Raw genomic sequence first — 13,177 nt, forward strand, 5'->3', positions numbered from 1 at the left:
TTTAGAAGGCCTTAACCGAACGGGTATCGCTACCAGTCAGGCAGTCGACCAGTGCTGCGGCAAACCCCGACAACAGCTCGCGCTTGCGTACACAGACCTTCAAGTCCCGCTGCGCCCAGGGTTCTTCCAGCTCAATCACCGCCAGCGGCGCGCCAGCCGTTACCGCACTGCGCGGCACCATGCCAATACCCACGCCAGCACTGACCATGCGGCACACGGCCTCAAAGCTGCGCACCTGAATCCGCACCTCAAGGTGTCGCCCCAAGGCGGCCGCCGCATTCATGGTGAAAGTGTGAATCGCCGAACCTGAATGCAGCATGACAAAGGGATAATCCAGCACCTCGGCAAACAGGCTGCTGGTAAGCGTAGCAAGCGGGTGATCAGTCGGTGCAATCAGCACCAGGCGGTCGGCTCGGTATGGAATCAGCTCAACCTCGGCACCTTCCATCGTCCCCGCCACCACTCCGACCTCCACCTCGCCGCGCGTCACCGCCATCAGTACATCGGGGCTGGTGTGTTCCTCCAGAGAGATACTCACTTGCGGATGACGCTGCAGAAAAGTCGCCAGACTATCCGGCAGAAAGGTATGGGTCGCGTGGGTGTTGGCCCACAGGCTGACATGCCCACGCACGCCTTTGGCGTATGGGGTAAGGTCGGCATGCATCTGCTCAAGCTGGGCAAACACCTGGCGCGCATGACGCAGTAACGCCTCGCCGGCACGGGTCAGGCTGACCCCGCGTGGTTCACGCAGCAGCAGCGGTGTGCCAATCGACGCTTCCAGCAGACGCATACGGTGACTGGCCGAAGACGCCGCCAGATGCACACGCTCGGCACCTCGGGTGAGGTTTTTCGCCTCGGCGATGGCGACAAACAGACGCAGATCAATCAGGTCATAGTGCATAGCGTTAGTTAAATCCGAACGATCACTTATGAAATAGCCAATTCCACAGGGATTCTAACCCCAGCATCATTCGGTTCAGCACAACTCTTTAGGGCGTTATTTACCATGCCATGGAAAACCTGGTCAGCCGAACAGTTAGGCATCGCACTCGCGGTGCTCGCTGCATTCGGTTTCTCGTTCAAGGCGATTTTCGTCAAGCTGGCCTACGCCGCCGCACCTGTGGACGCGGTCACCCTGCTGACGCTGCGCATGAGCTTTGCCCTGCCTATCGCGCTGTGGGCCACGCTGTGGCTGTGCCGCGCTGCGCCGCCGCTAACGCGCAGGGACTGGGGCATGCTGATCGCTTTGGGGCTGCTGGGTTACTACGGGGCCAGCATCCTCGATTTTATTGGCCTGCAGTACATCTCGGCGGCGCTGGAACGCCTGATTCTGTTTATCTACCCGACCATGACCGTGCTAATTGGCGTGCTGTTTATGGGCAAACGTCTGGAGAAACGCCAAGTGGCGGCGCTGCTGCTGTCCTACGCCGGTATCGGCCTGGCCTTCGCCCACGACCTGCAAGTAGCAGAGGACCTGCATACGGTCCTGATCGGTGCAGCCTTTATCTTCGGCTCCGCCCTGTCCTACGCGCTGTACAGTTCGGGGGCCGAAGTGGCGATTCACCGCTTGGGCACCATTCGCTTTGCCGCGCTGGCGATTATCGTCTCCACCTTTGCCACGCAGCTGCATTTCCTCGCCACGCAGCCATTCAGCGCACTGCAGCTGCCGGTCGAGGTGTATGCCTACAGCGCGGCAATGGCGATGTTCTCCACAGTGCTACCGATATTTTGGCAATCGGCTGCACTACGGTTGATTGGCTCGGCGCGTACCGTACTGATTGGCACGCTGGGGCCGATCCTGACGATTGTCTTCGCCTGGATGCTGTTATCGGAGCCTGTTTCGCTTGCCCAGCTAGCGGGGGCTGGACTGGTTTTGGCGGGTGTGTTGCTGGTGTCGCGGCGTAAAACTGTGCCCGTTCAGCCCGCACCTACTGCCGAGGACGTTCACGCTAACAAGCAGACACTCGCCACCCCGGCCTCATCACCCGGTCAGCAGGCTTAGAGCAAGGGCTCTTGCGAGCCCTTGGGTGATTCAACTTAGCGCCAGTGCCGCTGCTGCACCTTCTGGCTGCGACCCACACCAAACAGCATACCGACCAGCAGTGCCAGGCTTTCCAGCAACCAGGCCAGCAACATGGCGCAGGCAATGCCCCAAGCGATGGCCTCGGGAGCGAGCAACACCTGGTAGCGGTAGGCAGCGAAGGTTTCTTCCATTAACTCGCGGTCGGCGGCAGTAGCCAGATGCCAGACCTGGCCATACCAGGGCCCTTGCATGGCCTTGGATTCACGCTCAAGAAATGCCGAGCGCTCAACCAGTGTGCCCAGGCTCTGCGCATCGCTACGCATCACTGGGTCGGCGCTGGCCTGGTAATGGCCAACCAACGCCACCAAATCGCCTTTGAAAAAGCGCCGAGCCGTTTCGCGAAAGCCCTTGAGGCCCAGTTCCGACTCAATGCGATGGGCTTCAACGCGCTTGCTGTAGTCGTCGATAAACCCCGGCACCTGCACCCCAACCAGCAAGCCCAAGGCAAACAAGGCCAACCGCAGATAGCTTCTAAACATCTCCCCTCCCCCAATTCAGTCCGTTATGCCTTGCGCCACACATTCACCGCCACGCCATAAACGCCACTCACCCGGCTGGTAAGGCGTCCAGCTCTCGTTATCGGTCAACGGCTCGGTCGCCAACACGCTGACCACATCATTGGGCGTGGTTTCTGCCTGGAAATCCACCTGCATATCGGCATCTTTCAGGTGCGCCGGGCCAAAGGGCGCTCGCCGGGTTATATGCGCCAGCTTGCTGCTGCAGAAGCTGAACAACCAGTCGCCATCGCTGAGCAGGCAATTGAATACACCGTGCTGACGATAGCCGGCGCAGGCACTGACCAGAGTGGACAACAACTGGTCCACCGCCACCGGTTCAGGAAACGCCTGACGCAGGCGATTGAGTAAATCACAGAAGGCCGCTTCGCTGTCGGTGTCGCCAATCGGCCGGTAGTTATCCAGCTGCGGAGCGAAATCGGCTAACTGGCCGTTATGCGCAAAGCACCAGTTACGCCCCCACATCTCGCGTACAAACGGATGGGTATTGGCCAGGCAGACCCGACCGACATTGGCCTGACGAATGTGGCCAATCACCACTTCACTCTTGATCGGGTAGCGCTGTACCAGCTGCGCCACCTCTGATTCGCTGCTGGCGCGCGGGTCCTGAAACAGGCGCAGGCCGCGCCCCTCATAGAAGCCGATGCCCCAGCCATCACGGTGCGGGCCGGTACGCCCGCCGCGTTGCATCAGACCGGTAAAGCTGAAGACGATATCGGTCGGCACATTGGCGCTCATGCCCAGCAACTCACACATTGGCTAGAGCCTCGCGCAGCTGTTGCGCCTCAATTGCCAGGCGCGCCTCGATGCGCTTGCGCGCCAACGGCAGAAACCGCGTCAGGGCGCGCCAGAGCAACTGCGTGACATCACCGCTGCGCCGTGGAATCAGGTGGAGATGCAGGTGCGGTACATGCTGATTGGAGGTCGGCCCATCGTTGATCAAAAAATTGATGCCCTGCTCGCCATAACCGGCCGCGCGCAAGGCGGCAGCCATGCGTTGCGCCAACGGCAGCAACTGCTCACTGGCTGCAGCGGATAGGTCTTTGAGAAAAGGCGCGTGCTCGCGGCTGACAATCAATACATGGGCCGGACGCAGAGGGAAGATATCCAGCAAGACGATAAAGTGTTCGTCCTCATAAATACGCTCGGCCGGCAACTGCTCAGCGGCAATTGCACAGAACACACACTCCATAACCCCTCCTTAGTCGATAAGGGCCATGCTGACCGGGTGTGTGCGGCGGTGCAAGGGCAGCGGCGTTAGGCGCCGCTGCGGCTTACAAACGGGGCTCAACTCGCAGGCGACGATCACCGCGCGCATCGTAGCGGGTGTCGCCGAAATCATGCTCATCACGGGCCATCATCTCGCGCAAGGTCGGCTCGTCATCAGCAACCGGCGCAGGCCCTTTGCGGCCCTGCCACCAGCGCTCCACGGGCCAACGCACGGCAACAAACAGCAGGTATAGGGTAAACAGGATCAACGCGTACATGCTCAGGTCGGCCACCGCGCGCCAGGCGTTGTTGCCCACACCAAGCAGCATGTCCATGGCGGTAATCGCCACTGCAGGGGCGAACTGCTCTTTACCGGGGTCGACAATGGTCGGGCTGAACAGCACCACCAGTACCAGCACGCGCAGCGGCTCACGCAGGTAACGCCACATCCAGCTGGTCAGGCGAAACCACACCAACAGACAACCAAGAGCTGCCACCAGATAGGCGCCCCAGGCAAGCATGTAGTCGTTTTCAGTCATAAAACGCAAATTCTCTGGCATTGAAGACCGGGCAGCATAGGCGCGTAAACGCGCAGATTTCAGCAGCCGACGGGCGAAGTGGCGCTTATGATAACGGCTTTTGCCTGCTTCGGCGTCCCCGCTGTTGGCCGTCATTTAACGGAGTTACCCCATGTCTCACGCCCCCATCGCCCGCGTCGACAACGCTGCCGACCCGTATCGCTGGCTGGAAAACCGCGACAGCGCTGAGGTGCTTGATTACCTCAAGGCGGAAAACACCTATCTGGAACAGCAGCTCAGTGAGCAACTGCATCTGCGTGAAACATTGTTTCAGGAGATCAAGGGACGCATTCGCGAAACCGACCTCAGCCTGCCGTCACCCTGGGGGCCTTATCTGTATTACCAGCGCACCACCGCTGGCGATGAATACCCCCGGCATTACCGCTGCCGCAAATCTGCCGATAGCGCACTGACGGTCGATGAGGCCAGCGAGCAATTGCTGCTCGACCCTAATGCCCTGGCCGATGGCGGTTTCATCTCGCTCGGCGCCTTCAGCATCAGCCCCGACCATCAACGCCTGGCCTATAGCCTGGATACCAGCGGCGAGGAAACCTACCAGTTGTTCGTCAAGGAATTGGCCGACGACAGTTTGATCGAGCTGCCGTTCGAGGACTGCGATGGCAGCATGACCTGGGCCAATGACAGCCAGACCCTGTTCTTTGGCGAGCTGGACGATACCCACCGGCCGCACAAACTGTATCGCCACCGCCTCGGCACCGACGCGGCCGAACTGGTATTCCACGAGCTTGATGGCCGCTTCTTCCTCAGTTGTTACCGCAGCAGCTCCGAGCGCCAGTTGATTCTGCAGCTGGGCAGCAAAACCACCAGCGAAGCCTGGGTGCTGGATGCCGCCACTCCGCAAGCCTCGTTCAGCTGCGTGGCCCCGCGCGAAGAAGGCCACGAATATGACGTAGACCACGGCACCCTGAATGGCGAGTGGAGTTGGCTGATCCGCAGCAACCAGCACGGCATCAACTTCGCCCTGTTCAGCGCGACTGAAACAACCCCAAGCCGCGCGCACTGGCACCTGCTGCGTGAGCATGACCCAGAAGTGATGCTCGAAGGCTTTAGCCTCAATCAGCAAGCGCTGGTGCTTAGCCTGCGTGAAGGCGGCCTGCCGATTATCGAAGTGCAGCCGCAGGGGCAAGCGTCCTATCGCGTGCAGCTACCGGACGCGGCCTACAGTTTGTATGTGCAGGACAGTCTGGAGTTCGACAGCCCCGCGATCCGCCTGCGTTATGAAGCGCTCAATCGCCCGGCGCAGGTACGTCAGCTAGAGCTGGCCACGGGCGCGCAATTGGTACTCAAGCAAACCCCGGTACTCGGGCCGTTCGATGCCGACAGCTACGTCAGCCAGCGCCTATGGGCTACAGCCGCCGACGGCAGCCAGGTACCGATCAGCCTGGTGGCCAAACGCGAGGTGCTTGGCACCTCTGCCCCGCTCTACCTTTATGGCTACGGCGCTTATGGCGAAAGCCTCGACCCCTGGTTCTCCCATGCGCGCCTGAGCCTGCTGGAGCGCGGTTTCGTATTTGCCATCGCCCATGTCCGTGGCGGCGGCGAGCTGGGCGAAGCCTGGTACCGCGCCGGTAAACTGGAACACAAAGAGAACTCGTTCGGTGACTTCATTGCCTGCGCCGAGCACCTGATCGCCACCGGCTACACCAGCGCGCAGCAACTAGTTATCAGCGGTGGCAGCGCCGGCGGTTTGCTGATAGGGGCGGTGCTCAATCAGCGCCCCGAGCTGTTCACCGCCGCCATCGCCGAGGTGCCGTTTGTCGATGTGCTCAACACCATGCAAAACCCGGATCTACCGCTGACCATCACTGAATACGACGAATGGGGCGATCCCAACCAGCCCGAGGTGTTCGAACGGATCAAGGCTTACGCACCTTACGAAAACGTCCGAGCCCAAGCCTATCCGGCGATTCTTGCGGTGGCTGGCTACAACGACAGCCGCGTGCAGTACTGGGAAGCCGCCAAATGGGTGGCCAAGCTGCGCGCGCAGAAAACCGACAGCAATCTGCTGCTGCTGAAAACCGAACTGGATGCCGGCCACGGCGGCATGAGCGGCCGCTATCAAGCCCTCAAGGATGCAGCCCTAGAATACGCCTTTATCCTCAAGGTGCTGGGCCTGGCTTGAGTCCCCACCACCGCTCGTCCACTCGTATGCGGGCTTACTAAGCGACGGCAGCTCAGAGTAATTCGCGCTAAACAACGGACGTTTAGCGCGAAAAATTACTTGACCGTTCATGCAGATTTAACCTGCCTGACTTGCAAGTTCAGCTAGGCTGAATGACACGCTGGCGTACTGCCATCTCACCCATTCAACTGCCTGCTCACCATGGACGGTCTGTGATGAAAAACTGGAAGATCAGAACTCACCTTTTCCTACTTGCCGGTTGCCTGCTTCTTGGCCTGCTGTGTGTCGGCGGTCTTGGCCTGTATGGCTTGCAGGCCACCGTAAAAGGGCTGCAAACGGTGTACCTGGACCGCGTGGTGCCGCTGCGCGACCTCAAACTGATTGCCGACCTGTATGCGGTCAATATCGTTGATGCGACCCACAAAGCGCGCAGCGGTGAGCTTGATGAAAAAACAGCACAACAGCTGATCGAGCAAGCCCAGATGCGTATCGAGGAAACCTGGCAGGCGTACCTGGTCACCGAACTGATCCGCGAAGAGAGCCAGCTGATCGAGCAGATCAACCCGCTTATGCAACAGGCCCAGCAACCACTGGATGAGCTGCAAAGCCTACTCAACCGTGGCGATAAAGCCGGCATCGAAGCCTTTGCCAGCCAGCGGCTCTACCCATTGATCGACCCACTGTCAGAGAAATTTGCTGAGCTGATCGACGTGCAGCTGCTCGAAGCCAAGCGCCAGTACCAACTGGGTGAAGCCGCCTATGCCAGCAACCTCAACCTGAGCATCAGCGTGCTGCTGATTGCCCTGCTGATTGGTATGGCGCAGGTGTTCTATTTTATTCGCCTGATGAGCCGGCAGCTGGGCGCTGAGCCTGGCGAGCTGGAAGAAATCAGTGCACGGATTGCTGAAGGCCGTCTGGGCGGCGGCAAAAGCCTGGGCAACCAGGTACTGACCGGCGTGATGAAATCTGTGCAGAGCATGCGCCGTGGTCTGCAGGACATGATCGGCAACATTGGCGAAGCCTCCGAGCAGATCGAATGCGCCACCCTGCAACTGGCCGCCTCCTCCGAACAGGTGCTGACCAGCGCCAACGTGCAGAGCGATACAGCGTCGGCTATGGCTGCCACCGTTGAACAACTGGCGGTGAGCATCAACCACATTGCCGAAAACGCTCAGCAAACCTACGACATGGCCAAAAAAGCCGGCGACATGACCGATGAGGGCATTTCTGTGATGGCCCGAGCCACCACAGAAATGCACAAGATCGCCGAGCTGGTGGCCGAAAGTTCCCAGGATGTAGAAACCCTGGCCGCGCAATCACGCAATATCAGCGCGATTGTCGATGTGATTCGCGGTATTGCCGAACAAACCAACCTGCTCGCCCTCAACGCCGCCATTGAAGCAGCGCGCGCCGGCGAGCAAGGCCGCGGCTTTGCCGTGGTTGCCGATGAAGTACGCAGCCTCGCCGGGCGTACGGCCCACTCCACCACGGAAATCATCGCCCTGGTCGATGCCATTCACAGCGGCATGCACAAGGCAAAAAGCAGCATGGCCGCTGGCTGTGAACGGGTCAGCATCGGCACCCAGCTGGTCGATCAGGCGGGCAACTCGATGACGGGAATCCGTCAAGCCCTGAATGAATCACTCCAGGCCGTCAGCGTGATTTCGCTTTCGCTGCAAGAGCAGCGGGCTGCCAGCGAGCAGGTGGCCATGAGCGTGGAACTTGTCGCGCAGATCGTCGAAGAAAACTCCGCCGCACAGGGCGGCATCGTCCAAGCCATTCAGGCCCTGCAAGCCATGTCTGGACGCTTGCAGGGTGTAATGCGGCGTTTCAGTTTCTAAACCGTCTCCCGTTCAGGCCACTCGGCAGCCAGTCGCGAGTGGCGCTGGCGGGCCTGATGGCGGACGGCTAAGGTCAATCTATGCGACTGACCCCGCGCTACGTTTATCCAGGCTGCCGTCCATGCCCGCCCACTCTCAATTGATTGATGAAATACGCGACATGCTGCTCGATTGCGGCCTGTTCGACAGCCTCACGCCCAACGAGCTGCTCAGCGCCGCCGGCTATTTCAACATCAGTAAATGTGCACCGGAGGCCAGCATCTGCCGCGAAGGCGACCCTGGCACCTTTATGTGCATCATCCACTCAGGTGCCGTGTCGGTGCGCAAGATCAACTCCAGCGGCGAAACCATCGAACTGGCCAAGCTGCGCAAGGGCCGTGCCTTTGGTGAGATGGCGGTGCTCGACGGCGAACGCCGCTCGGCCAGTTGCATCGCTGTGAGTGACTGCAGCCTGCTAATGCTGGCCAGAGACTCACTGGACAAGATGCTCGGCGAGGCGCCAAAGACCGCTGCCAAAGTCATCCGTGCTATTGCTATTGCCATGTCCCGACGTTTGCGCATGGCCGATGGGCAGTTGGTCGAACAGCAGCTTTAGCGACAGCCAGTCACTCGTCGGATTTTGGTAATGGTCGCGTATTGCGTTCGCGCTGCTCTTTCAGCAACGGCAACTCCTGGTCGCGGCGCGGCTGGCTGGGCTCTGGCAACGGAGCCTGCTTGAGCAGCGGCGGGTTATTGCGGGTCGGCGCAGGCAGGTGCTGCGGTGCAACCGGCGCATAAGGTTGCGGCGTTGCGGTACCCGGAGCACCCGTTGCAGGCCCCGTAGCGGGCATTTTGGGCGGTTGCTGAGCCAGCAGCGAAGTGCTGAAAAGCGCGCTTAGAACAAACAACAGAGTAGTCAGGCGCATGCGGACATCTCCCAGACAGTTAGTCACTTGGGCCTCAACCACGGCGTTAAGTGCCGCGCGGGCAGTTCTCACTGACCACCGGCAAGGCTAGACTGCAACCAAGGCCCACCGTAAGAGACTCCAGATGAGCAGCGACAAATCCCCCTCTGCCACCGGCAAGCTTGACCGCATTCTCGCCGAGGCCCAGCGCTCGCGCGAAGAAGGCTACCGCGACAAGGCGCTGAAGATGTACCCGCACGTCTGCGGCCGCTGCGCCCGCGAGTTTTCCGGCAAGCGCCTGAGCGAACTGACCGTGCACCACCGCGACCACAACCATGACAACAACCCGCAGGACGGCTCCAACTGGGAGTTGTTATGCCTGTACTGCCATGACAACGAACATGCGCGTTACACCGACCAGCAGTACTTCAGCGAAGGCTCGCTAAGCAGCCCAAAAACCTCTCAGGCAACCCACAATCCCTTCGCCGACCTGGCTGCAAGGCTTAAAAAACAGTAACGCAATGCTGCAGAAGCCCGCTGCTGACGACCTAAGAGTTAGTTATATCGTCAGCAAGCTGTCTCCCAGAAAAATCAGGCTGCTGTCATACAGGTATACTCGCGTCTTTTTTGCCGCCCGCCCCCTTGGTGCGGCTGCAAAATCCCCCCGAAAATTCTGTGCGAGTGCCACCGTGGCCAACAAGAGATACGCCTGCATCGGCCTGTTCAACCCCAAGTCCCCGGAAAACGTCGGTTCAGTGATGCGCGCAGCCGGCTGCTATAGCGCCGCCTCGGTGTTCTACAGCGGTAAACGCTATGCCCGCGCTCGCGACTTTATTACCGACACCCAGCGTATCTATATGGATATTCCGCTGATCGGCGTGGAAGACCTGCAGCAGATCATCCCCATCGGCTGCACGCCGGTGGCCGTGGAGTTGGTCGAAGGCGCACGGCCGCTGCCGCAATACACCCACCCCGACCGCGCCATCTATATCTTCGGCCCCGAAGACGGCTCACTGAGCAAGGAAGTCCTCGACTGGTGTGAGGACGTCATCTACATCCCCACCCAGGGCTGCATGAACCTCGCGGCCACCGTCAATGTGGTGCTCTACGACCGCATGGCCAAAGGCATCAACACCAAGTCCGGGCCCGGGTTCAAGTAATCGGTGACCGACACTTGCCTCCTCTCGGTTTAATACTCCTGCAGAGGCTGGGCAGCTAACCGTCCAGCCTGGCCTCGTCACTCAAAAGAATTGAGTAATGCTCAGCTTGGCATTGCGCCCCTGGCTGTAAACCCGATCACCACTGAATGCCGGCTGATAGAAGCGGTTGAACAGGTTATCCACGACGAAATTCACCTCGGTATCTTTCAGCCCAGCGAGCTGCGGCTTCCAGCTGGCGAAGATGCGCTGAGTGTCGTAACTGGCATTGTCGAAGTGATCGTAATAGGTGTCCCCCACCGAGCTGCCCATGCCACCCGAATAGCGGTCACTGGGCAGGCGGTCGCTCTTGCGTACAAACTCACCCTGCCAGCCAATTCGTGTGTCGATTTCAGGGATTTTCACTCCCAGCGTCGCGACCCACTTGACCGGCTGAATGCCCCTAGCCCAAACATTCGGCCCCCAGGGGTTGGTATAGGCGCCCTCGTGTTCGCCGCTCATCCAGGAATACGACAGCGCTGCAAATACCCGCGCACTGTCGTAGAAGCTCTCGACTTCGACACCTTTGATCGTCAGATCACCGATATTGCGGTAGTTACCCTGCGGCAGATAAGCCCCACAGCTGCCAGACAAGGAACCGTTGCTGATGGACTGCTCCTCACAGCCCACCCCAACGTTCTTGAAAATTTCATCCTTGATGCGGTTGCGAAACAAGGTGGTGCGAACCTGCAGGCTATCGCTCTGCACCAGCAGGTTGGACAGGCTCAGCACGCTGCCGGCGCGCAGGGCATGCATACGCTCCGGGTCCAGATCACGACTGGTGGCCGGACGGCTGCTGCTGTTCTGTACCTCGTACTGTTCATCAATCAACGGGGCACGCCAGGTTTGCGTGTAATCGGCAAAGAAGCCAAGTTGCTCAGTCGCAGCCCAGAACAACGACAAGCGTGGCGACCAGCCCGAATAGCTCTGGCTGCTGTAGTCGTGACCGAGGGCCGCATTGTTGTAGATCGGTGCCAGGTTCGGCTCAGCTTCGTTACGCACACTGTCGAAGCGCATGGACGGCGTAACAGTCAGGCGGCCGTAACTGATAGCGTCCTGCACATAGAAACTGTGAGTTAGCTGCTCGCCGCTGGGCATAAAGGTCGGCTGAAACAGGCCATAGTTGTAGCGTGGCTTGTTGTAGGTGGAGGTATCGATATACATCAGTGTGTCGCGGTTGTGCTGACGCCATGCACCGCCCAGAGTCAGCGCATGGGACAGGCGGCCGGTGTCGAAACGGCTGGTATTGCGCAGTTCGATGACCCTGTCGTGGTAACCGGTGTCCATCTTGCGGCCACCGGTTGAGGGCTGCACGAAAGCCCCGGGCTCGCGCTCGTCCACCTGTTCAACATCGGACTGCGAGTAGCTGAGAGTCATATCCAGCAGCGGATTCTCCAGCGGCTGGTAGTGATATTTTGCAGACCAGGTCGTGTCGATGGTTTCCCGATGGGCCAGGAAACGCCGCAAAGCCGCCTCATAACCATATTGGTTGATATTGCTCTGGGTGGGCGGTGTCGGGAAGCTGGCCGAGGAGAATGGCGTCCAACGAGCACTTTTCGAACGCGCCCAGGACAGCCCGAATGCATGCTCATCGGTGGCATACAGATTGAGCTTGAACAAGCCGGCATCGAGATCCTGCGCCGAGTTTGGCAAGCGCTGCGGATTGACCGGATAGCGGTTATCGGGATCAGGAATGGTTCCTGCCAGCTTCATATCGCGTCCATCACGACTGGTCAGATACAGCAAACCATCGGCTCGACCATCCGACGTCTGCCCATACACCGCGCCACTGTAGATTTTCTGTTGATCGTTGCTGTGGTAACCGTACTTGAGCATGGCGCCCAGGTTTCGTCCTTCCTTCAACAAATCCGGCGCATCCTTGGTTTCCATATGCACCGTGCCGCCAAAGCCGCCATTGCCGGTAAACACCGAATGCGGGCCCTTCTCCACCTCGATACGCTTGATCAGCTCCGGCTCGATAAACACCGTGCCCTGCTGATAACGCTCGAAGCCGCTCTTGGTAGCACCATCGAGGGTAAAGGGCACATCTTCGGCATCGCCCAGGCCCCAGATATTCATCGTTTGCCCACCTGGCTTGGCCGAGCCGCCCATGCTCACGCCTGGCAAGGTCTGCAGCAGGCTGGGGATATTATCGGCCTGCTGGCGCTCGATCTCCCTGTTGGTCAAAGTCGAACGGCCCACAGTGCTGGCATCGACGCTGGTTCCACTGCCGACAATAGTCTGGGCATCGAGCTGAATCGTATGTTGCTGACTGCTCTGCTGAGCACGTTTACGCACCACAAAACCTTCACCCGCAGGCAGCAGCTCCAACCCCGAGTTACTCAACAACTTTTCCAACGCATCACGCGCATTAAGTGTTCCCAGCAAGGCAGGAGCCTGCAGGTCACGCAATTGCGCTTCATCAAAAAGGATCTGCAACTGGCTCTGTTGAGCCAGTGCGGTGATAGCGCTGGCCATCGGTTGCGCCGGCAGATTGAAGCTGAATTCCTGAGCCAGAACACTGCCACTCAGCAGACAGGTAGCCATGGCGGTGCTGGCACAGAGCTGACGCAGGGCAAAACGGGTGGTGCGGGTTTTCATGCAAGTCTCCCAGATACTGCAAAACCGCCCTCGCATAAGGCGGACAACAGGAAGACGCAGCAGGCCGAGAAACCCACATATGCGAATGCAAAATATTTTCATTTGTAAAAATACAAAAGAGCCTGCC

At 59.5% G+C, this 13,177-nt stretch carries 13 protein-coding genes and 1 pseudogene; 7 read left to right on the forward strand and 7 right to left on the reverse strand.

The features are described from left to right. Position 1 precedes the first annotated feature (1 nt). Entirely contained in the window at positions 2 to 901 is a 900-nt protein-coding gene (locus tag ACIN8IBEIGE_RS12870; protein ID WP_160014971.1) for a LysR substrate-binding domain-containing protein, read from the reverse strand. A 105-nt stretch (positions 902 to 1,006) separates the two neighbouring features. Here ACIN8IBEIGE_RS12870 and ACIN8IBEIGE_RS12875 point away from each other — a divergent pair, with 105 nt between their 5' ends. Next, complete coding sequence (locus ACIN8IBEIGE_RS12875) at positions 1,007 to 2,002, forward strand: DMT family transporter (protein ID WP_160014972.1); 996 nt, start codon at positions 1,007 to 1,009, stop codon at positions 2,000 to 2,002. 35 nt (positions 2,003 to 2,037) lie between these two features. On the opposite strand, the gene ACIN8IBEIGE_RS12880 is transcribed toward ACIN8IBEIGE_RS12875, so the two are convergent. From ACIN8IBEIGE_RS12880 to ACIN8IBEIGE_RS12895, 4 genes are all read right to left on the reverse strand, one after another. After that, positions 2,038 to 2,562, reverse strand: coding sequence for a DUF2937 family protein (locus ACIN8IBEIGE_RS12880; protein WP_160014973.1), 525 nt, complete (start codon positions 2,560 to 2,562; stop codon positions 2,038 to 2,040). Between the two features lie 15 nt (positions 2,563 to 2,577). Further along, positions 2,578 to 3,354: a class II glutamine amidotransferase gene (locus tag ACIN8IBEIGE_RS12885; RefSeq protein WP_160014974.1), complete on the reverse strand. Its 777-nt coding sequence runs from the start codon at positions 3,352 to 3,354 to the stop codon at positions 2,578 to 2,580. Then, entirely contained in the window at positions 3,347 to 3,790 is a 444-nt protein-coding gene (locus tag ACIN8IBEIGE_RS12890; RefSeq protein WP_160014975.1) for an HIT family protein, read from the reverse strand. The genes ACIN8IBEIGE_RS12885 and ACIN8IBEIGE_RS12890 overlap by 8 nt, the downstream gene beginning before the upstream one ends. Before the next feature lie 82 nt (positions 3,791 to 3,872). Then, complete coding sequence (locus ACIN8IBEIGE_RS12895; RefSeq protein WP_160014976.1) at positions 3,873 to 4,346, reverse strand: MFS transporter; 474 nt, start codon at positions 4,344 to 4,346, stop codon at positions 3,873 to 3,875. Between the two features lie 151 nt (positions 4,347 to 4,497). Between ACIN8IBEIGE_RS12895 and ACIN8IBEIGE_RS12900 the strand changes: the two genes are divergently transcribed. From ACIN8IBEIGE_RS12900 to ACIN8IBEIGE_RS12910, 4 genes and pseudogenes are all read left to right on the forward strand, one after another. Further along, entirely contained in the window at positions 4,498 to 6,528 is a 2,031-nt protein-coding gene (locus tag ACIN8IBEIGE_RS12900; protein WP_160014977.1) for a S9 family peptidase, read from the forward strand. Between the two features lie 215 nt (positions 6,529 to 6,743). Beyond that, positions 6,744 to 7,271, forward strand: a pseudogene (locus tag ACIN8IBEIGE_RS21230) (Tar ligand binding domain-containing protein); the annotation flags it as partial. 510 nt (positions 7,272 to 7,781) lie between these two features. Beyond that, positions 7,782 to 8,369, forward strand: coding sequence for a methyl-accepting chemotaxis protein (locus ACIN8IBEIGE_RS21235; RefSeq protein ID WP_372240017.1), 588 nt, complete (start codon positions 7,782 to 7,784; stop codon positions 8,367 to 8,369). Positions 8,370 to 8,490: 121 nt separating this feature from the next. Continuing rightward, a complete protein-coding gene (locus tag ACIN8IBEIGE_RS12910; RefSeq protein WP_160014979.1) occupies positions 8,491 to 8,964 on the forward strand; it encodes a Crp/Fnr family transcriptional regulator in 474 nt (157 codons plus the stop codon). A gap of 10 nt (positions 8,965 to 8,974) precedes the next feature. Here ACIN8IBEIGE_RS12910 and ACIN8IBEIGE_RS12915 read toward each other — a convergent pair whose 3' ends face one another. Further along, entirely contained in the window at positions 8,975 to 9,274 is a 300-nt protein-coding gene (locus ACIN8IBEIGE_RS12915; RefSeq protein ID WP_160014980.1) for a hypothetical protein, read from the reverse strand. A gap of 124 nt (positions 9,275 to 9,398) precedes the next feature. Between ACIN8IBEIGE_RS12915 and ACIN8IBEIGE_RS12920 the strand changes: the two genes are divergently transcribed. Next, positions 9,399 to 9,770: a YajD family HNH nuclease gene (locus tag ACIN8IBEIGE_RS12920; RefSeq protein WP_160014981.1), complete on the forward strand. Its 372-nt coding sequence runs from the start codon at positions 9,399 to 9,401 to the stop codon at positions 9,768 to 9,770. Positions 9,771 to 9,942: 172 nt separating this feature from the next. Next, complete coding sequence (locus ACIN8IBEIGE_RS12925) at positions 9,943 to 10,413, forward strand: RNA methyltransferase (protein WP_160014982.1); 471 nt, start codon at positions 9,943 to 9,945, stop codon at positions 10,411 to 10,413. A gap of 81 nt (positions 10,414 to 10,494) precedes the next feature. On the opposite strand, the gene ACIN8IBEIGE_RS12930 is transcribed toward ACIN8IBEIGE_RS12925, so the two are convergent. Continuing rightward, positions 10,495 to 12,996 carry a TonB-dependent receptor gene (locus tag ACIN8IBEIGE_RS12930; protein WP_160016378.1) on the reverse strand — a complete coding sequence of 834 codons (2,502 nt, stop codon included), beginning with the start codon at positions 12,994 to 12,996 and terminating at the stop codon, positions 10,495 to 10,497. Positions 12,997 to 13,177 lie beyond the last annotated feature (181 nt).

It is taken from the genome of Pseudomonas sp. 8BK (assembly GCF_902506475.1).
Lineage (GTDB): Bacteria > Pseudomonadota > Gammaproteobacteria > Pseudomonadales > Pseudomonadaceae > Aquipseudomonas > Aquipseudomonas anguilliseptica.